General features: G+C 35.6%; 22 protein-coding genes and 3 pseudogenes. 5 read left to right on the plus strand and 20 right to left on the minus strand.

Features of this window, described 5'->3' with window-relative positions:
- Position 1: 1 nt before the first annotated feature.
- The 6 genes and pseudogenes from H8S40_RS16170 to H8S40_RS08485 all read right to left on the minus strand — a co-directional run bounded on the left by H8S40_RS16170 (position 2) and on the right by H8S40_RS08485 (position 5151).
- The gene (locus tag H8S40_RS16170; RefSeq protein ID WP_366482382.1) at positions 2-163 is read right to left on the minus strand and encodes an Abi family protein; all 162 of its coding nucleotides are present in this window, start codon (positions 161-163) and stop codon (positions 2-4) included.
- 369 nt (positions 164-532) lie between these two features.
- Positions 533-1405 (minus strand): ATP-binding cassette domain-containing protein, encoded by an 873-nt coding sequence (locus H8S40_RS08465; RefSeq protein ID WP_186865046.1) that lies wholly within the window; start codon positions 1403-1405, stop codon positions 533-535.
- A gap of 3 nt (positions 1406-1408) precedes the next feature.
- Complete coding sequence (locus H8S40_RS08470) at positions 1409-2065, minus strand: transporter (RefSeq protein WP_243238217.1); 657 nt, start codon at positions 2063-2065, stop codon at positions 1409-1411.
- Entirely contained in the window at positions 2062-3132 is a 1071-nt protein-coding gene (locus H8S40_RS08475; protein WP_186865047.1) for an ABC transporter permease subunit, read from the minus strand. Before H8S40_RS08475 ends, H8S40_RS08470 begins: the two co-directional genes overlap by 4 nt.
- Positions 3133-3248: 116 nt before the next feature.
- Positions 3249-4427 carry a sensor histidine kinase gene (locus H8S40_RS08480; protein WP_118737431.1) on the minus strand — a complete coding sequence of 393 codons (1179 nt, stop codon included), beginning with the start codon at positions 4425-4427 and terminating at the stop codon, positions 3249-3251.
- Positions 4415-5151: pseudogene (locus H8S40_RS08485) on the minus strand (response regulator transcription factor). The gene H8S40_RS08480 and the pseudogene H8S40_RS08485 overlap by 13 nt, the downstream one beginning before the upstream one ends.
- 113 nt (positions 5152-5264) lie before the next feature.
- Between H8S40_RS08485 and H8S40_RS08490 the strand changes: the two are divergent.
- Positions 5265-5813 carry a hypothetical protein gene (locus tag H8S40_RS08490; protein ID WP_243238218.1) on the plus strand — a complete coding sequence of 183 codons (549 nt, stop codon included), beginning with the start codon at positions 5265-5267 and terminating at the stop codon, positions 5811-5813.
- A gap of 141 nt (positions 5814-5954) precedes the next feature.
- On the opposite strand, the gene H8S40_RS08495 is transcribed toward H8S40_RS08490, so the two are convergent.
- The 12 genes and pseudogenes from H8S40_RS08495 to H8S40_RS08550 form a co-directional block, all read right to left on the minus strand.
- Positions 5955-6335: a DUF4825 domain-containing protein gene (locus tag H8S40_RS08495; protein ID WP_107617402.1), complete on the minus strand. Its 381-nt coding sequence runs from the start codon at positions 6333-6335 to the stop codon at positions 5955-5957.
- A 453-nt stretch (positions 6336-6788) separates the two neighbouring features.
- Positions 6789-7550, minus strand: a complete 762-nt coding sequence (locus H8S40_RS08500; protein ID WP_024853912.1) for a helix-turn-helix domain-containing protein — start codon at positions 7548-7550, stop codon at positions 6789-6791.
- A 399-nt stretch (positions 7551-7949) separates the two neighbouring features.
- Positions 7950-8276 (minus strand): annotated as a pseudogene (gene rhuM, locus H8S40_RS08505) (RhuM family protein); the annotation flags it as partial.
- Positions 8274-8987 (minus strand): annotated as a pseudogene (rhuM, locus tag H8S40_RS08510) (RhuM family protein); the annotation flags it as partial. The pseudogenes rhuM (H8S40_RS08510) and rhuM (H8S40_RS08505), both read right to left, overlap by 3 nt.
- A 58-nt stretch (positions 8988-9045) precedes the next feature.
- Positions 9046-9387: an arsenate reductase family protein gene (locus H8S40_RS08515; protein ID WP_022075646.1), complete on the minus strand. Its 342-nt coding sequence runs from the start codon at positions 9385-9387 to the stop codon at positions 9046-9048.
- A gap of 160 nt (positions 9388-9547) precedes the next feature.
- Positions 9548-9697: a phospholipase D-like domain-containing protein gene (locus H8S40_RS08520; RefSeq protein WP_186865049.1), complete on the minus strand. Its 150-nt coding sequence runs from the start codon at positions 9695-9697 to the stop codon at positions 9548-9550.
- Between the two features lie 319 nt (positions 9698-10016).
- A complete protein-coding gene (locus tag H8S40_RS08525; protein WP_186865050.1) occupies positions 10017-11123 on the minus strand; it encodes a HigA family addiction module antitoxin in 1107 nt (368 codons plus the stop codon).
- Positions 11116-11469: a hypothetical protein gene (locus H8S40_RS08530; protein ID WP_436286248.1), complete on the minus strand. Its 354-nt coding sequence runs from the start codon at positions 11467-11469 to the stop codon at positions 11116-11118. Before H8S40_RS08530 ends, H8S40_RS08525 begins: the two co-directional genes overlap by 8 nt.
- Positions 11470-11663: 194 nt before the next feature.
- On the minus strand, positions 11664-13040 hold the full coding sequence (rlmD, locus tag H8S40_RS08535; RefSeq protein WP_186865051.1) for a 23S rRNA (uracil(1939)-C(5))-methyltransferase RlmD: 1377 nt from the start codon (positions 13038-13040) through the stop codon (positions 11664-11666).
- Positions 13041-13165: 125 nt separating this feature from the next.
- Entirely contained in the window at positions 13166-13405 is a 240-nt protein-coding gene (locus tag H8S40_RS08540; protein WP_022075914.1) for a hypothetical protein, read from the minus strand.
- Positions 13406-13518: 113 nt separating this feature from the next.
- Positions 13519-15765 (minus strand): DNA helicase PcrA, encoded by a 2247-nt coding sequence (pcrA, locus tag H8S40_RS08545; RefSeq protein ID WP_186865052.1) that lies wholly within the window; start codon positions 15763-15765, stop codon positions 13519-13521.
- Positions 15766-15848: 83 nt separating this feature from the next.
- A complete protein-coding gene (locus H8S40_RS08550; protein WP_118737427.1) occupies positions 15849-16673 on the minus strand; it encodes an AraC family transcriptional regulator in 825 nt (274 codons plus the stop codon).
- Positions 16674-16852: 179 nt separating this feature from the next.
- On the opposite strand from H8S40_RS08550, the gene H8S40_RS08555 reads away from it, so the two are divergent.
- The gene (locus H8S40_RS08555; RefSeq protein ID WP_118724410.1) at positions 16853-17446 is read left to right on the plus strand and encodes a DUF1836 domain-containing protein; all 594 of its coding nucleotides are present in this window, start codon (positions 16853-16855) and stop codon (positions 17444-17446) included.
- Between the two features lie 52 nt (positions 17447-17498).
- Here H8S40_RS08555 and H8S40_RS08560 read toward each other — a convergent pair whose 3' ends face one another.
- Entirely contained in the window at positions 17499-17798 is a 300-nt protein-coding gene (locus H8S40_RS08560) for a YerC/YecD family TrpR-related protein (protein WP_022075910.1), read from the minus strand.
- Between the two features lie 263 nt (positions 17799-18061).
- Between H8S40_RS08560 and H8S40_RS08565 the strand changes: the two genes are divergently transcribed.
- The 3 genes from H8S40_RS08565 (at position 18062) to glgD (ending at position 21720) form a co-directional block, all read left to right on the plus strand.
- Entirely contained in the window at positions 18062-19267 is a 1206-nt protein-coding gene (locus H8S40_RS08565) for a hypothetical protein (protein ID WP_186865053.1), read from the plus strand.
- Between the two features lie 196 nt (positions 19268-19463).
- On the plus strand, positions 19464-20603 hold the full coding sequence (locus H8S40_RS08570; protein WP_186865054.1) for a glucose-1-phosphate adenylyltransferase: 1140 nt from the start codon (positions 19464-19466) through the stop codon (positions 20601-20603).
- 1 nt (position 20604) lies between these two features.
- Positions 20605-21720, plus strand: a complete 1116-nt coding sequence (gene glgD / locus H8S40_RS08575) for a glucose-1-phosphate adenylyltransferase subunit GlgD (protein WP_118737422.1) — start codon at positions 20605-20607, stop codon at positions 21718-21720.
- Positions 21721-21759: 39 nt separating this feature from the next.
- On the opposite strand, the gene H8S40_RS08580 is transcribed toward glgD, so the two are convergent.
- Positions 21760-22212: a MarR family winged helix-turn-helix transcriptional regulator gene (locus H8S40_RS08580; RefSeq protein WP_022075906.1), complete on the minus strand. Its 453-nt coding sequence runs from the start codon at positions 22210-22212 to the stop codon at positions 21760-21762.
- Positions 22213-22274: the final 62 nt, after the last annotated feature.

Genomic DNA, 22274 nt, shown 5'->3' on the forward strand with positions numbered 1-22274 from the left:
ATTAAAATTCTTCAATAAACAATTCTCTAAGCTCTGCATCAAACTTATACAGACTGACTATTTCTTCAAAACTTGTTCCTGCTTTATATTTTTTTGTGTTTGATATTCTAAAAAGATGTTTATATCCTCCCATAAGAGGAAAATATCCTATTTGGCGTAACATCTCTTCCGCATATTCTCTGTCTTTTATTTTTATTCCCTTTTCATCACTGATCCAGGAAACCTAGTTACTAAAAGAAGAGAATTTTTTCGGTGTCTGCATCTCATTTCTCCTTAAAACAAAAGAGGGAGAGACCCGCAGGCTCTCCCCCGCCTGTAGGCTTCGCAAGTTTCTACAGAACGATCAATGAGCTTAGTATACGTCATTTTAAATGTCCTGTCAATATGCCAAAACATTCTCTGTCATATCAGCTCAAATTCAATATTCTGTTGCATAAGCTCCTCCCGTTATTGTTTGATCTGAGCTTATTTTACAGAACCTGCCGAAAAACCACATTGAATCAGGACCACCCGTCCAACGGGTGGTCCTGATTCAACTATTCGTCAAATAAATATACGCATCTTCCAAAGTGATATCATTATCCAGGACACAATTCTCATTTGGCTTTCCTTTGCTTAATACTTTCATATGAATTCCATTTTCTACATACTGCTTAGATGATATAGAATAATTAGCTTCTAACAAACGGGCTTCTTCTGCATTTTGTACCGTACAATTCCAAACACAGCCCTTTGCATTTTCCAACAATCCACTCACGCTTCCGGAATATAAAAAATTCCCTTTTTTCATAATGGCAAGCTGTGTACAGGTTGCTGCTAAATCTTCTACTACATGAGTGGAAAACAGCACAGTTCTATCCTTTGAAAAATCAACCAGAAGATTGCGGATCCTGATTCTTTCTTCCGGATCTAACCCAGTTGTTGGTTCATCAATAATCAAAAAATCCGGATTATTAAGAAGTGCCTGTATGAGTCCGACACGTCTCTTCATACCACCAGATAATTGCCGCATTTTTTTATTCTGATGCTCTATAAGAGAAGTCTTTTCCAGATAATAGGTAATTCTTTGTTCGAGGTCGTTTCTGGATACTCCTGACAGTCCCCCCATATATACAAGACATTCTTTCACCGTAAGATTCGGATATAAGTCGATTTCCTGTGGAAGATAACCAATCTTTTTCTGTATTTTCTCATAATTTCCCTCGTTATACAGAATTCCATCAAGGGAAACCATTCCTTCCGTTTGTTTTAAAACAGTTGTAAGAACCCTCATCAAAGTGGTTTTTCCAGCACCATTCTCACCCAAAAGTCCATAAATTCCCTTAGGTATTTCAAGAGATGCCTTATTTACTGCAACTACACCATTTTTAAATCTAACTGTTAAATCATTTATTCTAATACTCATAATCTATCCTCTTTTCTTTAAAGCCATTGGTAATACTGCAAATAAAAACAGCCCCACTATAAAAGACACAAGCGTTCCATAAATCCAACTCTCGGACATTAATTGAGTAGGTTCACAAGAGCTGAAAGAAAACAATCCCAGATTCCCGAAAAATGAACTGCCCGCTTTCGATATAAGTCCAATGACAATTCCAAATAAACATCCTATACCTGCCCACATATTTCGAAGCAATGTACACAAAATCACAGAGCATATACTCCAAAGCCAGATAGTTCCGAACATTGCAATGAAATATAAAAGAAATATCTGAATACCCGAAATGCCTTCGTTTACACTGCCCGGTTTTTGCCAGAAAAATAAAACATATCCAACACAGGAAAGTATTAATAAATATAATATTTGAACGCACACTCTCTGTGATATTACTTTTAACTGCTTTTTTTGATCATACAAATGAAATACATCGGCACGCTTACTTTTTACTTCCATCAAATATGTGTCACTACAAAAAATAATTGTTAAAAATGCTATTGGCGACTGAATCGCTGAACCGATTTCTTCATAGTATATAATCGGATGAATAGCACACAATATCAGTATAAATGCACATGAATAAAAAATCTTATATAACGACAAGCAGTTTTTTAGTTCCGTTTTCAATGAACCCTCCTCCTTTTCCAGATTGTAACAGAAATACCTACTAATATAACTGATGAAATTACAAGAATAATCTGATTTATGTTTGACATTTTGGCTGCATGTGTTTCAAAAAATCTGCCAGGGAATCGCACCATAATAGAGAGCGGTCTCATATAATAAATATCATTCTTCATGGTCAGCATATTTGAATATATAATGTGTAAAAACAAGATTGGTGCTGCCGGAAGCGGATTTTTAAATATTACTGCTGTAATTGTATAGACACAACATATCATCAAAAGATTCGGAACAATATAGATCAGAGAATTCACGCAAAAATCAATTGGTGTTACCGGAAAGCCCGATTCTAAAGACGTTTTCAAACACAGCATAAAGAATATAACATTCAAAATCACTAATACTCCCAGCATACTAATGAATCCGCTTATTACTTTCCCACATATATATTGGATTGCCGTAACAGGCTTTGTATGTAATAATTCATAGGTACTTTTTCGTGTATCCTGAATAAATAAAAATGATAGCAAGACTGTTGCAAAAAAGGCCATATGCAATCCTGCAAAATCCGTGAACTTTTTGGCAAAGTACCAGGAAAAAGAATGTTCGGATAATTTCCGCTCGATATAATGATTGATTTCTTCTGCTGTCCCCTTATGAATTTCAAGGTCCTCATAAGCATATATTGCATTATAATAGCCATATTGGGATTCCAAAAACTCAGAAGCAGTCTTTACATCCATATTCTGAATTTCTTTCATTACATGATCTGCTTCCTGCCTGCTAAATCCAAAACCATTTTGGGAGGTGTCCATTAACGTCTCTTTGATCGTATCTTCCCACTCCCTTCTTCTTTCTTTATCATCAGATGTGGGAATGTACCCATCCATGACATCAGCATCTTCCAATGCTACGTCATTTTGTGTGATCTGTTCATTCTGTTTGATATAATGAATTTGCAAATACGATGACAGACATTGATACATACTGGCAACTATAATAATCAAGCCAATCCACAAAACAGGGTTCTTTAAATAATCAAGTATACTTCTTTTTATGATTGTTTTCATTGCATCTCTTCCTTTCTTTATTTCTTTAACAACATCATACAAATCAATTCTCAATAAATTCACAATAAAAAAGACTAAAACCACTTTATTTGTGATTTCAGCCTTATAAAGTATTTTTATTCAGCTTTGAAAAGAGCTTCTACATGAGCACCGCCTTGTCTGGCATTATATATTTTCAAATTTCCTCCATGCTTTTCACAGAAAATACGAGAAATATACATACCAAGGCCAAAATGCTTTAAATCATCTTGTGGATTCTTATGATAAAATGGTTCTGTTACTTTTTCCTCAGTATCCACAAATCCTATTCCATCATCTTCAACAGAAATTATAAGAAAACCATCCTTTTTCTTTATCTGCAAAGCAATACTTTTTTGTGCATATCGAACCGCATTTTCCAGTAAGTTGTCTGTCACTTCCATGACAAGTTCCTCATCCACTTTCACAATGTTTTGTTCCTGCACTCTTTCTACCTTACATAATTTACTTTCCTTCTTGGACAGCATGGCAGCTTCTGCCTCAATCTTTTTTGCCAGTTCCGATAATTCTATCTCTGAGCATTGCAGTTCCCTCTGTTCTAAATGGGACATTTTTCTCATGTTTTCCGTGAAATGCTCTATACGGTCAATCTGATACATGCCTGTTTGTAAGATATCAATAACATCCTCTGTTTTTATACTCTCAGCAGAAACAAACTCTAAGAGCATTTCCTGATACCCACGCAATATGGAAAGTGGAGAACGTATATCATGTGCAATTGCATTCCGCAAAGCCTTCTCGTCATCAATCATTCGCCACATCTTTCTGTTGTTATCTGCTAAATCACTTCGCATCATTTCAAATTCTTTACACAAAGTTCCCATCTCATCTTTATTTTCATAGGACACATGAAAATCCAGTTCATTATCTGCAATCATTTGTGAGGCATCTTTTAGTTCCTGTATAGGTGTCTTTAACTTATTTTTATAAAAAAAGAATACCGCAACAACACTCCCAACAATCGAAAAAATCAGTACCGAATATGTTTCCATAAAGTCACACATTTCCGAAAGATGATGGTCCAAACGATTCATCTGCGATTGATTAGGTCTTGATATCTCAATCTCGTATTTCTTTCCATATTGCTGAAACACGTCCGTATAATCTGCATAATCAATATATTTTTCCCATATTTTATTCTGCATATTTCTTGCAAAATGAACTGTAAATCCAGATAACAGAAATGCTGCCGTTAAGCTGATCACAAAATAAAGCAGAATTGTTTTTTTCAGTGACAAGTTTCTTATTTTTTCCATCGGTATCCAATCCCCCATACAGTTTCTATGTATTCTTTTTCTGAATAATCCGCTATTTTTTCCTTATACGCCGTACTAATTCCGTTATCGTTCTACTGTCCCCTTCCGCATCATATCCACAGACTTGTGCATATATACGTTCTTTATCAAACACCTGCCCTGGATGCATGGATAAGAATTCAATAATCTGATATTCAATTTTTGTGAACTCCATCCTGTGTCCGGCTATAGCTACTATTTTTTCAGAATAATCAATCAGCATTTCATCCATGAAACGGTATTCCGTTTTTTGTTGATGCCTTTCTTCTCTCTTTATGTTTGTGACAATCCTTGCTTCCAACTCCCGAAGACTAAATGGTTTCGTAATATAATCATCCCCACCTGAAAGCAACCCATTAATTTTATCATCTTCGTCAACTCTTGCTGTCAGAAATAAAATTGGACATAACACTTTACTGCGTATCAGACGACATACTTCAATCCCATCCATGCGTGGCATATTGATATCCAACAAAATAATATCCGGTTTCATTTTTATTTTATTTAATGCTTCCATTCCATCTGTAGCCGTAATGATTTCATATTGCTTCATATTAAAATAACTACAAAGCATTTTCACCAATTCTTTATCATCATCGACAACTAAAATCTTGTATTTCATCCAAACCACCTCCAGTATCCATATTATACGATAAAAAACAATGAAATCACAACAAGAGTACATGAAGAACGTAAGCACAATATGACTGGATGAATCATTTTAATCCAATACTGAATAAATACAACACCGTTAAAAAGAAACTCAAAGCTAAAGTTACGGAACGGAAAGAACTGAATGTGCAAAAGGATAAAACCAGTATTTTGAATCCCATCCGGCATATAAAATCAAATCAGCAGCTTACCACTATTACCGAAGAAATCGAAGAACTGAAATCAAGGAAAGAGCAGCTAATCTTCCAGGCAGAATGCTCTACCGATAAAGATATGATGAATCTATCCAAGAAATACGGCCAGATGAATAACAATCTTGATATCCTGGATTCTCAGGACATCTCACTCCAAAAACAGCTTGAAAAAGATGCCGCCGCTTTCCGGGAAGAAAAATTTCGTCCTGAACCAGAACAATACACCGAATTACTGGATAACAGAATCCAGATACGTCCTGATTTCCGGGACAAGTTAATAGAGCAGCTCAAAGGTACTTTTGGTAAATATTACGACTATCACCATCGTGATATTGCAGCCAATGAGGTGGATTATCTCAATGTGGAATACCCTGATGTTTTCTCCCATCGTGCATGGGAACTTAAATATCAGAGAGAACAGGAAATGCGGCGAAATCAGTCTGCTCGGACTAAGAAAAAATCATATGATATAGAATTGTAACCGTCTTTGAATAGATAATATGTTCTTACAAATCTCTTGTTCAAAAATGAGTTTTTTTCAAAAAAGCGTATGGATTTAAAATTTCCATACGCCTTTTTATATTCCGCTCTTCAAATTGTCTAAAAGTTGACTAAAAATATATCACCGTTCATATGATGCAATAATTTCTTTGCTATCTGCTGTTTTATAATCAATTGTTCCCAAATTACCAATCAAGTCAAATGTCATATCTGCATTAACCTGCAATTCATCTTCAAGTTTGGCTGCCGACGGCTCATCTTTTAGAAAAACTGTTAATCCATAAGGCTCTGTTTCAGACTGTATCTCTATACTGTCATATGAGTATCCCGCCGGATACTCTTGACCACTTACAATATTTATAACATTTGAAGAATCTCCTACATAATCTGTCTTATACTGCGATAAATCAGGAATTTCGTACAGTTTTTCTTTTTTTCCGCACGCCGAAATCAACATTATTGACATGGCGACTAACATAATTGCAAGTACTTTTTTCTTCATAGAAACACCCCCGAAAGCTTTATTCAACAATTTACGATTTGAGTAAAAGGCCAAGGGACTTTAATGTCCCTTATGCTTTTCTCTTTTCTTTCGCTGTTTCATTTCAAACATTCGCTGCTCTTCTGCCTCTTTTTTCTTGCGTCTTTTCTCTTTGCGTTTATAATCAAGCCATATGGCACGATTAACTTAATTCTATAACTTCTAAGTTACATTCCTCAAAAATCTTCTTGCTTCCTAAAATTCTATCTTCTGTTCAAATCATACCATATGATTAATGCATTTTCTATATACTTTCTTGATACCCAGAAAAAACCAGAAAAAAGCTCCCGAAGGAGCTTTCCACGTTTTAAATGTACGCTAATTCGCTTAACACAATCTCTTCTTCATCATTCCTTATTTCCCATGAAGAATGTTGTAAATTAGTAATATCCACAACGATAACAGGTAATTTAATTATTCGTATTTTTTCCCGATAATGTAAATCGAAACTACCATACCACCTAATATCATAATTAAGAAAATTTTACTTAAAATATCCCATAAAGCTATATTGAGACAATTGATTATTATAATACCTGCAAGAGGATATAGAACAACCGTTGCAAGTGTCCAAATTTTTAAAGTTGTACAGATGTACATCCAATTTCCATTGTTAAAGGATAAACCAACTAGATGTATTCTAAAAATTCCTTGTGAAACATAATTTATCTTGTTTGCATCATAATATGTTGGTAATATGTCTTTCGCAAAGAAACAAAACCATGCACCAAATAAAAGCATTAACCCTGTAACCAGCAATATATCATCTTTCATCTCAGCTATTGAATTCCCAGATACGACTAACATAATAATTTCTGTAATAGATATTAAAAAGCATAGCAAATATGCTAATATCCAGTTTTTTCTATGCTGATGAATAGAATTCCTAACAGCCATATCGAGAGAGCCTACTACCAATTCCTCGACTTCTTTTGTATCAATATTTTTCTGTGTATCTATTTTTTCTCCACGTAACAATTCTGTAACGGTAACATCTAATATATCAGCTATTGGTATGAGTAATACGACATTAGGCATACTAAGACCACGTTCCCATTTGCTGACCGTTTTATCTGATACATATAATTTTTCAGCCAAATCCTTTTGAGTTAAATTCTTTTTCTTTCTTAATTCGGTTACAAATAAACCGAATTTTTCATTACTAATTTGATACATACATCCACCTCCTGCACACATATTATAATGGGAGTACGCATAAATCAATCGACTAGCAGTAGAATTGCAGAATATTAGTACAAGTAAGTTTATACTATACTCTTTTCACAAGAAGGAATGCCGGGAATTGCTGATGTTGGACTGGACCAAGAAAAGGCTCTGGTGCTACTTGAGGATATCTACTCAACTGTTATTTTAAGAGATATTCTCGAACATGAAAATCGCAGAGCTCAAAAGAGAATCACTGACCCTGTGCTTATGAAAAAGATTGTCATGTTCCTTGCAGATAACATCGGACGCAGTATTTCTTACGTACTCTTGGAAAGTATTACATCGTTGATATCGGACTTAGAAACTATCTGCTTGGATTCAGGAACCGTGATAGCGGACATGCAATAGAATTTCCGCTTTCGGATCATAATCTATGCTCGTTGCATAAATTTCCAGAACCTGACGATAAAATACTTTCTCGGATGCGCGAATATCACGGATTCTATCCAACAATTCCTTAAAATATCCACCGCCACCTAGATTTTTCAAACGATCATCATCAAGTGCAAAACCTTTTCTCATGTATTCTTTTAAAATTCCGGTTGCCCAGATTCTAAACTGTGTTCCTCATTTTGATTTTACACGATAGCCAGCAGAAATAATAACATCAAGATTGTAATAGTCTACATTGTAAACTTTTCCATCAGAAGCAGTTGTTGCAAATTTTGCAACAACTTCCAACATGTATTTATCAAAGTCAGACATGAATAATCTGTCCTGAATAACACGATACTTTTCAAATTCGGTCTCAGCTTTCGCCTTGGCAATCTCCACTGTGATCTTACCCGCATCCTGAAGGACCTCTCTGTCATCTGCCATCAGGAACAAATCCAGACGCTTTGCCCAGTCCTCCATTGTCATCGGAATATGACGTTCAGCACGATCCTCTGCCAGATCCAGATATGCCGAAACGATACGCTCTAATGAACGCATTTCCTTCTCTGAAAGATAATTCTTCGCAACGCTCACATCACTTTTTACGATCTTTCCTTCCGGTGCTGACGCCCATGTAGTTAATCCCATGTGTGGCTTATCCGCATCTGCTCACTCATTATTTACCTTGAACCCAACTGCAATAATCATTTGAAGATTATAATGTTTCGTATCACGAGTAACCTGACGCGAACCTTCGGTTTGAACTATTCGGAAATTCCGAATAGTTGCAGACTCTTCTAATTCACTATCTGCATAAATCTTTTTAATATGTTCATTTATTGTTGGTAAACCAACATCATACAGTGTGGCCATCATCTTCTGTGTCAGCCATATATTCTCATCCTCATAGCGCATTTCAATACTGTCCTGCTGGTCACCCACAGAGGCAACATAGGTTAAGTATTCCGCTGCACTGGAACGGATGGTGATTTCGTCTTTTTTCTTTTTCAAATAGGTGTCCTCCTTTTGTTACTTGTTCATTCCTGCTAAAAGTCTTAATTAAGTACATTTAGTTCCATCCTTTCCAGATATCCGGCTGATAACCAAGTGTTGATTGCTTTCCGTTTCTTACTACTGGTGTTTTAATTACCTGTGGATTCTCAAGCACCTTTTCGAGCTTATCTTCATCTGTGATATACTTAATAAGGGCAAGTAAATCCTTGTCCTTGCCATCCCAGTTAACCATATTTTCTAATCCACCATTTGCCTGCGCTACTGAATTAAATTCTCCTTTGCTCATGCCTTTTTCTTTCATATCAATGAACTGATACTTTATGCCCCGCTCCTTAAAAAAACGCTCCGCCTTCTTAGTATCATTACATTTCTTTGTTCCAAATATTTGTATATTCATATCAATATTCCTTCTCTATCTCTTCATCATTTGTACTACTATGTTGCACTATCATCCATTTGTTTACCACATTTTGAATAATACACCATGTCTATTTCTCCAATTCAATCTTACTATATGAGATCATTCAACAATATCAAAAAACATAAATCTAAGCAAATTATATCATAAATGACCTCTCCTCAGAACATCCCAAAGCAATTTCCAACAATTCAGTTGCAACTTGTGAATTTCTGATTCGCATTAAGTTATCCCAGACATCGGCTTTTCCAAGGAGATTCATTCCACCATGCCATACTTCTATGTTCAAACCTTCCACCTACACTTCTTATTTTTTCCTAATGTAACCTTCGTTTTGCATCCCAACTTTATTTTAGTACTCGTTTCAACTATATCCAATACTTATTTTGAACGCATTTCTCTGTCAATCGTATAATTAAGTTAGATACCGAGTATTTTTGTTATCAAAATATTGCCCGCTCACCATTGATGACTTATAAATGATTACTTTACAGATCTTATCTTACCGCACTTTTTCATTCTACGCATAAGGAACACGTTTTGCTACATCCCTTTGCATAAAATAACTTGTAGGGGTATCGCATTTCACGACTCCCCTACAAGTTATTTTATGCAGTATGCTTTATTTCTATCACATACTTTTCTTTTAACTTTGAGCACCTATTTTGTGCTATAATACCTTCATGCTGTAATCTTCCAACTACAATTCCTGGATGTATTCCTATGTTTTTTGCAAATTCAACGATTTCATCATCCGAAGTATGTCTTGTTGGTGCCAGCCTTTTATAATCTATCGGTGAAATCAAATAGTTCTTTGCAAACTTATCTGCTTCAATTTCCAATTTATCATTAATATCTTGCATTTCTTCAACTGTGCTGCTAATAAATACAGTTTTTATTTTTTGCTGCAGTACGTGTTTAATTTCATGAAATAATGAAAACCAAAATTTATCTGCATCCAACCCTCTATTATTCATCGCAAGTACTACTCTATCATCCGATACCCATTTAACAGCACCATTCACGCCTGAATTCTTTAAATGTGGTAACAAGACAAAAGCAACACCGCATTCAGCAAAAATTTCACGCATTCTTGGAAGAAATTCTTCCGGCTTTTTAATCGTCATTCCTCTAAGCTCTGGCAGATAACCTTTTAGCTTCTCTGCATTATACGGCTTAGCTTCAATACTTTTTGAGATATTAATAGCAGTTTGAATCCATGCTCTAGAATTAATAATATTTTTCTCGCTATTACAAGATGAACTTGATCGGAAATTTACCAAAAAATCTGGTTGTAACATAATTCGCAAATCTGCAACCTTAAAATACTTACACAAATTCGCCACTTTTTCATCTATGCTTCTTGCAATTGGCAAACCAATAACATCAACAAAATATTTATAATCTATTTCTTTTGCAAATTCAGCCTGTGCATCAACATCCTTAGCTTGCTGTATTTCAATCAACTTCTGATCATAAGTATTCTGTAAATTTTGCCAAACTTCTACGCTGGTTCCAAGCATCGCAGAAAGTTTCTTTGCTAAATCATTTGAAATATTAGCCTGACCATTTATCAACAGACTTAAAGTCTTAGCTGTTGTTCCCATTCTTGTGGCAAATTCAGCCTGACTAATTTCCATATCCTCAATAATATCTGCAATATAATATCCAGGGTGATATGCCACTATATCTTTGTATTCATTAACATTACTCATAATGGTTCGACACCTCCGTTACTTTCACAATTTTAATCATTTTACACTGGGCCAAAATGTCTCCTTCTACAATCTCATTACCGTCATTATCACAAGGAATCATTGTAACTCTATAACCCGTATTACCTAATCGTATGCTCCATTCATCTTTTCTATCACCTTTTAAATGTTCAAAATGAAACGGAGGATAATTAGCAACATCCATTAAAGACTCTGCATTACGTATGAAATTTTCTGCAGCTTCAAGTTTCTTTTTTACTTGCTCAGGATATCGCCACTTTTTCTTGTACTCAGGACAAAACTGTTTCTTTGCCGTTTCATTCTTATACAGTATTTGCATTCCCAAACTTAATTATTCCTCTCCTTTCATTTTTATTACCTTTTCAGTAACAGAATTATATCGCCATTTCAAATTTTTTTCAATACTTTTCATCTTATTTTTTGTTTTTTATTACCTTTTACGTAATAAAAAGAAATACGAACTTTCATGAATTATTGCTTAATCTCAAAAAAGTCCGTATATACACTACTTTTCGCTATTTATTTCTCTTTTCTAGACAATAAGCACACCGTCTCTACATGCACTGTTTCGCAAAATTGATCTACAGCAACCGCTTTCACAACTTCATATCCCCTTGCCTGGAACATCGCAAGATCTCTTGCCAAACTTGTCACCTTACAAGAAATATATACAATTGTATCTACTCCATAATCCAAAATCTTCGGAAGTGCCTTTGGGTGGATACCATCTCTTGGTGGATCTAATACAATTACATCTGGTTTTTCTTCTATATCATCAAGTACCTTGAATACATCACCTGCAATAAAGCGACAATTTTCCAAACCATTCCGTGCTGCATTCTCTTTTGCCGCCTCTACTGCTTCTTCGATAATCTCCACTCCGATTACTTCTTTTGCAACTGGTGCAAGTACCTGAGAAATCGTACCTGTTCCACTAAATAAGTCAAATACAGTCATATCGTGGATATCTCCGATATAATCTCTCACGATGGTATATAATACTTCTGCACCTCGAGAGTTAGGCTGGAAGAATGAAAATGGTGTGATTTTAAATTCCAGTCCAAGCAGGTTTTCATAGAAAAAATCTTGTCCATAGAGAACTTTCGTCTCATCACTTTGTACCACATCCGACAGCGAATCATTTAATATATGGAGAATTCCTACGATTTTACCTTCTAACTGTAATGTCAGCAATTGTTCTACTAATGGTGTAAGATCATAATCCTCCTGTGTTGTAGTTACGAGATTGATTAATATTTCTCCTGTTGTATCACCACGGCGAAGCAATAAATGACGCAAATATCCAATATGTTGCATTTTCTTATAATAGCTTGCACCTAAATTCTGGAAATATTCTAACACGCACATTAAAATCTTATTCATGTCCTGATGTACCAATTTGCAGTCTGATGCTGTTAATACATCATAAGTACTTCCTTTTTTATGAAGTCCCAGTGACAATGGTCCGTCCTTATATTCATCTCCAAATGAGAATTCCATCTTATTACGATAACCAAATTCTTTTGGGCTTGCCTTTACGCCTTCAAATGTAAATGTTTTTCCAGGTGCCATGGCCGATTCCAAAATTTCTCTGACCTGTTCCCCTTTCATCTGCATCTGATCTTCATAAGACATTGTCTGATACATGCATCCACCGCATGCCGGGAAAATGCTACAGACCGGAGTTCTTGTTTCTTTTTCTGATTTTTCTAAGACCTCCAGTAGCCTTCCTTCCGCATTACCGCTTTTAAATTTATTGACAATGAATTTCACTTTCTGTCCCGGAATTCCATTTTTTACAATTACATATCTGTCTTCTTCCGGCACGTATACTTTTCCTTTATTTGGAAATTCAACTTTTTCTATAATTCCTTCAAATATCTGTCCTTTTTTCATAACACTCTCTTTCTAGCAAAAAGAAACAGGGTGCGGTACCTTACCACCACATCCTGTCCTTATGTTTAGCCGTTACTGTTTACCTCTGATTTGATGTCTGATAACTTCAAATTCTTTCAAACTGATTAGATCTGATCCTCGTCACTGAAATAATCATCAAAATCATCATCGAAATCTTCGTCAAAATCTTCGAGATAATCCGGTGTAAAGAATCTGTATACTGCATAGGCAATACCTGCTACTGCTGCAACCGCACCGATAATTGCCAATGTCCAAAGGATTGCTTTACATGGTTTTTCTTCTTCCTTTTTGTTTAAAAGTTCTTTCAGTTTTGTCTCAGCAATTAACTCTTCTACTCTGTTCATATCTTACACGCCCTTTCCCTTTTCTTGGTAGAGTTCTTTTCTGATATTATAACACTATCATTTTCAGATTACTACTAAATTCATTGAAAAAATTCACAGAAAAACGAATAACTTTATTCTTCCTTTTTTAACTTTGCAAATGTAGCAAACATCTTCTTTACTCCGGCAGTATCAAATTCTACTGTCACTTCATAATCTCGTCCGCCTTCTACAATATCTTTTACAGTTCCTACACCAAATTTAATGTGTCTCACTCTGTCTCCAATTGTATAATCAAGGCCTTTTTCTTTTGTCACTGCAAATTGCTTTGCCCCCGTCATAAGAGGTGAAGCATATGTAGTAAATGGTTTTTGTGTAAATGCTTGTTTTGCCTGCTTAAATGCTGTTTGAACAGCAGAATCTTTTTCTTCTTTGACAGAAAACAGCTTCTCTTCTTTTTCGAGCAAATCTTCTGGTATTTCTTTCACAAATCTGGATAATCGATTATAATGTGTCTCTCCTCTCACCATACGCATTCTTGCACAGCTCAGCACAAGCTCTTGTTCTGCACGTGTGATTCCTACATAACACAAACGTCTTTCTTCTTCCAGATCTTCCGGATTATCGATACACATATAACTTGGAAATAATCCGTCTTCCATACCTGCCAGGTATACATTCGGAAATTCCAATCCTTTCGCACTATGCAATGTCATCAAAACAACATAATCCTGTTCTTCATCTAAATTATCAATATCTGCCACTAACGCTACTTCTTCTAAGAAGCCGCTTAATGAAACTTCTTTTTGCTCTGCTGCACAGACTTCCTCATAAGTTGCCACTTTATTAAGCAATTCATCAATATTTTCAATTCTGGCCTGTGCATCTTCCTTATCCTCTGCCTCAAGACTTTCTACATATGCTGTCATCTCAATAATCTCTTTTAACAGATCCGTTAAACTGATTTTTCCAAGTCTGCCTTTGAAATATTCAATCAACGCAACAAATGAATCTAGTTTTGCAGCACTTCTTCCAATCCCCGGAATCAGATCCAGACCTTGCAGTGCTTCATAAAATCCAATCCCTCTCATCTGGGCAGAATCCTGCACACGATTCACTGTTGTAAGACCAATCCCACGTTTCGGGACATTAATAATTCTTCGAACAGCCAAATCATCTCTCGCATTATCTATTGTCTTTAAATATGAAAGTAAATCCTTAATCTCGCGTCTTGCATAGAAATTCACCCCACCGATAATTTTATATGGAATATTGTTTGCCACAAATTTTTCCTCAAAAATACGAGACTGTGCATTTGTTCTATACAAGATTGCGTAATCATTATAATGATTTCCTTTTGTGCATCCACTTTTAATCTGATTTACAATAAATTCAGCTTCATCATATGCTGTATCAAACTCATGCAATTGGATTTTTTCCCCATCTCCTTTTTCCGTCCAAAGAGATTTATCTTTTCGTCCGTGATTATTGCGGATCACTGCATTCGCAGCGTTTAGTATATTACCTGTTGAGCGATAATTCTGTTCCAACTTTATTACTTTTGCATCCTTGAATTTTTCTTCGAAACTTAATATATTCTGTATATTAGCTCCTCTAAATTTATAAATGGACTGATCATCATCTCCTACTACACATAAGTTCTGATACTTCGCTGCTAAAAGACTGACAAATTTAAACTGTACTGTATTTGTATCCTGATATTCGTCCACCATAATATATCTGAATCGATTCTGATAATACTCCAAAACCTCTGCATCCTTCTGGAAAAGCTGTACTGTCTTCATCAGCAGGTCATCAAAATCTAATGCGTTATTCGCCTGCAGTTGTTTTTCATATTCCCAGTATACTTTTGCAATCATCTGTTTTGAAAAATCTCCGACTGCATTCACTTCATACTCTGCCGGCGTTACCATCTCATCCTTTGCTGATGAAATTGCTCCAAGAAATGTTCTCTCTTTAAATTTCTTTGTATCTATATTCAATTGCTTACATATATCACGCATCAATGTCTTCTGGTCATCACTGTCATATATTGTAAAATTCGTATCGTAGCCGATGCGATCGATATATCTTCTTAAAATCCTTACACAAGTGGAATGAAATGTACTAACCCATATACTTTCCGAACCAAATCCAACAAGATTGTCTACTCGTTCACGCATCTCTCCTGCCGCTTTGTTTGTAAATGTAATTGCCAGTATGTTCCAAGGATTTACACCCTTTTCTTCTATTAAATATGCAATTCTGTGAGTCAGCACTCTGGTCTTACCAGAACCGGCTCCTGCCAGAATTAAAAGTGGTCCTTCGGTATGATAAACAGCCTCTCTTTGCTGCTCATTCAACGTATCATATATGCTCATAAAACTCTCCCATCTTATCTTCATTTAACCCAAACTCTTACTTTTATTATCGAACGCATGTTCTTTATTGTCAACTAGAATTTCTACTTCTTTCGCACATCTCTCGGGGAACATCCGTATATCTCATGAAACATTCGGTTAAATAATTTGTAATTCGTAAATCCATTCTCTTCTGCAATCTCCAAAATTCCTTTTTGTGTATTGCAGATATCCTGGTAAATATGCATCAATCGCACCTGATTGACATATCTCAAAAAATTTACCCCCATATTTTGTTTAAAAAAACGACTAAAGTATTCTCTGCTCAAATAAAAATGTGACGCAATCTCTTCCAATGAAATCTGCTCTTTATAATGTAATTCTATATACTCTGTAATTTCTCCCAGACGTTCCAATATCGTATTGCGCTCTGAAGTTTGTACATGTTCTTCTCTTGTTGCAAAATGATTCAAAAGCTCAAAGAATACTTCCATCGCAATAGCCTGACTTTTCAACCGATATCCGACAGGATGCATCACGTACATCGGCGGCAAGCCTTTTAACATCTCACATATTTTTAAATATGCCTCTAACTGTTCTTTTTTTAATTTTTCCCGAGTACAGAAAAAACGATATTTTTCTATATCTGAAACATAGTTTTTCATACTGTTTCTTGAAAAATGAATTATCACCATCATTGACGCATTTGCTGCCTTAACTTCATGCATCTGGTTAGAATCCAGCACTACAAAATCTCCCGCAACAACCAGATAGTCTTTTCCATCTATCATGATCGACCCATTTCCATTTAATACGTATATAAGTTCTATTGCAGAATGCCAATGTACCGGATTATATTTCCCTTTTCCTGTATAATAATGAATCTGTACTCCCGTTCGTTCCAACTTGAATAATGGTTCATATATCATCCTTTATTGCTCCCTTTAAATCCCAGTTCTCTGTATATCTTTCAAACAGTATTATTATATTAACATATGACACATACATTTTCACGCTTAAAGTTCTTAAAATTCATACGAAATTCATTTTCAAAAATGCTTGCCATCTAGTTTTTAATACTATATAATAGCTATATTGAGGTGATAAAATGACAATAGATTCCAATGATATCTTAAACAGTATTTTAAATAGTATTTCACGCATTGATTATATCCACTCTACTGAGATTCCGAATATGAATCTGTACATGGATCAGGTTACTACTTTAATGGAAGAAGGACTTTCTTCTACCAAGCGTTATGATGACGACAAGATTTTAACAAAGACAATGATCAACAACTACACAAAAAATAATCTTCTGCCTCCACCGGATAAGAAGAAATATTCCAAAGAGCATGTCTTAGTATTGATTTTTATCTACTATTTTAAAAATATTCTTTCTATTAAAGATATTGAAACTTTATTAAAACCTATTACAGAAAAGTATTTTCATACTGATGAGAATTTATCTATGACAGACATTTATGAAGAAATCTGCTCTGTCCAGAAGTCACGAATCGATTCTCTGCAGGAAGAGTTAAAAACAGCTTTTGCTCGTTCTGAAGGTTCTTTTTCTAAAGTTCACGATGATGATAAAGAGCAGCTACAGCTATTTTCTCTACTGTGCGATCTCAGTTTTGATGTATATGTCAAAAAGCAAATCATCGAAAAATTGCTGGATGAAGTACATCCACAAGAATAAAAAGAAACGAGAACTGCTATGCACTGAACAGTTCTCGTTTCTTTTTCTGTCTTTAGTTTTCTTTTTTACTCTCAAGTCGTCTGAACACCATATCATATCCATCATTTCCATAATTCAATGACCGGTTCACTCGACTGATCGTAGCTGTAGAAGCACCTGTCTTTTCCGCAATCTCAAGATATGTCTTTTTCTCTCTCAGCATCTTCGCAACCTCGAATCTTTGTGAAAGAGACAACAACTCATTAATTGTGCAAATGTCTTCAAAAAATGTGTAGCATTCCTCTTTATCCTGCAAACTCAAAATTGCATCAAACAAATAGTCTACTGCCTCTGTTCTTATTTTTTTACTCATATGCCGTACTCCTTTGTTACTCAAAGACTATCTAATATTTTAACACATTAAATTCATAAAATCCACTGTTTTATCATAATAAAATTCTAAAGGTGCAAATATTTTAAATATTTTCTTTGAAATACAATTCTGCATTTCGACAATTAACCATACTTTTTTCACAATTTTTTCAAAATAACACCTATTTTAACGTTGTTCTTGCTTTCATAAAATGTTATAATGTTCATGTTGTAGAAAATTTATAAAAAATAAGGAGTATACATATGAAGTGTCCATTATGTGGAAAAGATGTTATATTACAGCAGAAACAAGTTGGAACCAATGAGAATGGTGAGCCAATTATGAATCAGTATGCGATTTGCAAAGACTGTAAAAAGCAGTGGAATTTAGATAAACAACGTGCAAAGAAAATGGCAGCTAAGAAAGCGGTTGAAGATGCAAAACAGGCTGAGCCTGCTCGCTCAGACGAAGAGAAAAAAGCTGTTAAAAAGTCTCGCCCTGTTAACGGAGAGGACGCACCTAGGAAACGTCGTCCTGTCAATGAAGACGGAACTCCTAAGAAACACCGCACGACTGACGGAGAAGCCACTCCTAAAAAGCGCCGTCCTGTCAACGAAGACGGAACTCCTAAGAAACGCCGCACAGCTGATGGAGAAGCCACTCCTAAAAAGCGCCGTCCTGTCAATGAAGACGGAACTCCTAAGAAGCGCCGTCCTGTCAATGAAGACGGAACTCCTAAGAAACGTCGCACGGCTGATGGAGAAGCTGCTCCTAAAAAGCGCCGTCCTATTGAAGAAGAGGCAGCTCTCTCTTCTGCTTCTGAAACTACAGAAGAGCAAAAATATAGTAATATTCCACCTCAGCATGTTCGTGCAAAACGAGAACATGCAATGCGCAAAGGTTACGAGGATATGCTTTCAACCGATCCATCCTACAAATCAAACAAGATTTCTAACACGGATGATCTTTCCGATTTGAAGCAGCGTACAATGAATGCATATGATGATATGAATGATGATGATGACTGGGATGATGAATACGAACCAAAAGCCAGATTCCGCGTCTTACGTGTTCTTTTAGGAATTCTCTCTATCGGAGGTTTTGGTTTCTGTGTTTATTCTGCACTAATGGCAGGTCTGGATGGTATTCTATCCGGTGATACAGCTTCTGCCGGTATGACTTATGCCATTCTTGCAGCATGTATGTTTGTATCTGCACTGTTATTATTAATTATGCAGAAGTCGAATTCTGTTTTTGCTTTCATTCTACCAATGATTTTATATCTTGGTGGCGGTGTATATGCATTTATGAAACGCCAAGGAGAAGCCAACCTTTTGTATTGTGCAATTGCAGGGCTTGTTCTTGCAGTAATTTTCTTGATTCTTACAATTGCATCGAGAGGAGATTCTGATGATTACGACCCGTCAGATGACTATGATGATCCATTTGAAGATGATTTTGATAATTAATTTCTAATACAAAAAATCCCATTAGCTATGTAGTTTTACAATTCCATAGTCAAATGGGATTTTTGTGTCTTTTATATATCTTTTCCCTTATTTTTCAATTTTTTTTGGTATTTTTTTCTCAAATTATATGGTATTTTCTGTCTTTTCATAGTATAATATATTTATCTTATGAAAAAGCAATATGGGAGGATACTCAATGAAACAAAATAATATGCTTGCTATGATTTTAGCTGGTGGACGCGGCAGTCGTCTTCATGATCTGACAAACAAAGTCGCTAAGCCGGCAGTATCTTATGGGGGAAAGTACCGAATCATTGACTTTCCACTTAGTAACTGTGCGAACAGTGGAATCGATACTGTAGGAGTGCTTACCCAGTATGAATCAATTCTTTTGAATAGTTATGTTGCTGCTGGAAGACGTTGGGGTCTGGATGCAAAAAACAGTGGTGTTTATGTACTTCCACCACGTGAGAAAGCAGATACTGATCTGGATGTTTATCGTGGAACTGCAGATGCCATTTCACAGAACATTGATTTTATTAACAATTATAATCCGGAATATGTTCTTATCCTTTCCGGAGACCACATTTATAAGATGAATTATGCAAAGATGTTGGATTATCATATCAAATCCAATGCTGATGCTACAATTGCCGTTATTGAAGTTCCAATGAAAGAAGCCAGCCGTTTTGGTATTATGAACGCTAACGAAGACGGACGTATTGTTGAATTCGAAGAGAAACCAGAACATCCAAAGAGCAACCTTGCTTCTATGGGAATTTATATTTTCAACTGGAAACTGCTTCGTAAGATGTTGCAGGCTGATATGAAGGATACTAATTCGAGCCATGACTTCGGTAAAGATATCATTCCGCAGATGCTTGCAGATGAAAAACGTCTCTTTGCATATAAATTTAAAGGCTACTGGAAAGATGTAGGTACAATTGATTCTTTATGGGAAGCTAATATGGACTTACTCGATCCTAAGAATGAATTAGATCTCAATGATCCTTCATGGAAAATTTATACAGAGGATTCTACTACTCTTCCTCATATTTTAGGACCAAATGCTAACATTAACAAAGCATTTATTACTCAGGGATGTGATGTCGATGGTGAGATTACAAACTCTGTATTATTTACGAGTGCAAAAGTAGCAACCGGTGCAAAAGTTATTGACAGTGTACTGATGCCTGGTGTTGTTGTTGAAGAAGGTGCCGTTGTAACCCGTGCCCTTGTCGCAGATGGTGTCCGCATTGGTAAAGATGCCGTTGTTGGAAGCGCAGACAGCGAAAATATTGAACTTGTAGCAAAACGCATAAAGGGGGCAGAATAATATGTGTGACGCATTAGGAATCATTAATTTCTCCAGAAGTCAGGTTCACGTAGAAGGACTTCAGGATTACCGTTCAATCGGAGCATTTTCTTTCTTAGGAAGATATAGAATGATTGATTTTCCACTTTCAAATATGACAAACAGTGGAATGGATCAAATCAAAGTATTTCTTAACAAACAACCACGTTCTTTAGTAGAACACCTTGGTACAGGCCGTCATTATAATATCAATTCAAAACGTGGACATCTTCATATACTATTTTCTGAAGGTGAACGAAAGAATTCATTGTATGACACTGATATTGCAACATATTTAGATAACTTATCTTACATAGAAGAAAGTCCTTTTGACTACGTGATCATTGCTCCTAGCCACATGATATTTAAGCAGGATTTTGATGAGCTTATGAATAAACATGTTGAATCCGGAGCAGATATCACATTGCTTTATCATACAGTAGATAATGCAAATGAGAGCTTTTTCAATTGTGATATTTTAAATTTGAATAAACAAAAAGGTGTCCTTTCTATTGAAAAGAATCGTGCGACCGCAAAGAACCGCAATATTTTCATGGATACTTATGTTATGAGAAAAGATTTGTTCATCGATTTACTTAAGAAAGGGGCATCACATTCTGCATTGTATACACTTCCTCAGGTAGTTAATCATGCTTGCCAGGACTTTGATGTACGTGGAATTTCACATCGTGGATACTTTGCCGCTGTTACTGACTTAAAGAGTTATTTCGATGCAAATCTCTCTTTACTGGATGCAAAAACAAGAAATCTTCTTTTCGAAGAGGATTGGCCAATTTATACAAGAACTAGTGATTCTTGCCCAACAAAATATTTAGAAACAGCCAGTGCCCGCTCTTCTATCATCTCAAACGGATGTACTATTGAAGGAGATATTGAAAACAGCATTATCGGACGTGGATGTAATATTAAGAAAGGGGCTGTATTAAAGAACTGTGTTGTACTTCCAAATGTAACAATCGGTGAAGATGTACATGCAGAAAATCTGATCATTGATAAGTACGCTAAACTGATTCATGCAAAAGAAGTAATTTGCACACCGGAACAGCCTGGATATATTAAGAGAAGCGATTGTATCTAACCATTATATTACATTTTTCTAAGACAAAAAGAGAAGCGATTAATTCCGCTTCTCTTTTTGTTCGTATTGATAGAAGAATTCACTGAGTCCATTTAATGTTTTAACAAGAACTCCTATCTCTTCTTCATTTAATTGTCTCATTACTGCATCTGTCATCTGCTCATGATATTCTGCATGATGATGATATGCTTTTCTTCCTTTTTCAGTCAGATAAATATTTACAACACGACGATCCTTCTCTCCTCGTTTTCGTTCAGTATATCCTTTATTTACAAGCCCGTTCATAGAAGTCGTCAAGGAACCAACTGTTACTTTTAACTTTGCCGCAATAGAGGACATATTTCCTCCGTCAAGTCCAACCGCCTCAATGATGTGCATATCATTATTGGTGATATCTTTATATTCTTCTGTAATAATTGCCTCTTCTTCCAGCTGCAATATCTCATTAAATAAATGTACAAGAACATCGTTTATTATCTTTCGGTTATCCACAGCGTTCTCTCCTGTCTTTTCTATTGTTTAAGACATATTTCTTTTAAACACTTCACTTTTGT

This window comes from Ruminococcus hominis, from assembly GCF_014287355.1.
GTDB classification, from domain to species: Bacteria; Bacillota; Clostridia; order Lachnospirales; family Lachnospiraceae; genus Schaedlerella; species Schaedlerella hominis.

Coding starts and splice junctions, on each gene's coding strand:
- H8S40_RS16170 (WP_366482382.1), bottom strand. CDS start 163: ATGTTACGCCAAATAGGATATTTTCCTCTTATGGGAGGATATAAACAT.
- H8S40_RS08525 (WP_186865050.1), bottom strand. CDS start 11,123: ATGAGTAATGTTAATGAATACAAAGATATAGTGGCATATCACCCTGGA.
- H8S40_RS08475 (WP_186865047.1), bottom strand. CDS start 3,132: ATGAAAACAATCATAAAAAGAAGTATACTTGATTATTTAAAGAACCCT.
- H8S40_RS08480 (WP_118737431.1), bottom strand. CDS start 4,427: ATGGAAAAAATAAGAAACTTGTCACTGAAAAAAACAATTCTGCTTTAT.
- pcrA (WP_186865052.1), bottom strand. CDS start 15,765: ATGAGCATATATGATACGTTGAATGAGCAGCAAAGAGAGGCTGTTTAT.
- H8S40_RS08560 (WP_022075910.1), bottom strand. CDS start 17,798: ATGAGTAAAAAAATAAGAACAGAGGCAGTAGACTATTTGTTTGATGCA.
- H8S40_RS08515 (WP_022075646.1), bottom strand. CDS start 9,387: ATGAATATACAAATATTTGGAACAAAGAAATGTAATGATACTAAGAAG.
- rlmD (WP_186865051.1), bottom strand. CDS start 13,040: ATGAAAAAAGGACAGATATTTGAAGGAATTATAGAAAAAGTTGAATTT.
- H8S40_RS08500 (WP_024853912.1), bottom strand. CDS start 7,550: ATGTATCAAATTAGTAATGAAAAATTCGGTTTATTTGTAACCGAATTA.
- glgD (WP_118737422.1), top strand. CDS start 20,605: ATGTGTGACGCATTAGGAATCATTAATTTCTCCAGAAGTCAGGTTCAC.
- H8S40_RS08565 (WP_186865053.1), top strand. CDS start 18,062: ATGAAGTGTCCATTATGTGGAAAAGATGTTATATTACAGCAGAAACAA.
- H8S40_RS08540 (WP_022075914.1), bottom strand. CDS start 13,405: ATGAACAGAGTAGAAGAGTTAATTGCTGAGACAAAACTGAAAGAACTT.
- H8S40_RS08465 (WP_186865046.1), bottom strand. CDS start 1,405: ATGAGTATTAGAATAAATGATTTAACAGTTAGATTTAAAAATGGTGTA.
- H8S40_RS08550 (WP_118737427.1), bottom strand. CDS start 16,673: ATGATATATGAACCATTATTCAAGTTGGAACGAACGGGAGTACAGATT.
- H8S40_RS08495 (WP_107617402.1), bottom strand. CDS start 6,335: ATGAAGAAAAAAGTACTTGCAATTATGTTAGTCGCCATGTCAATAATG.
- H8S40_RS08555 (WP_118724410.1), top strand. CDS start 16,853: ATGACAATAGATTCCAATGATATCTTAAACAGTATTTTAAATAGTATT.
- H8S40_RS08570 (WP_186865054.1), top strand. CDS start 19,464: ATGAAACAAAATAATATGCTTGCTATGATTTTAGCTGGTGGACGCGGC.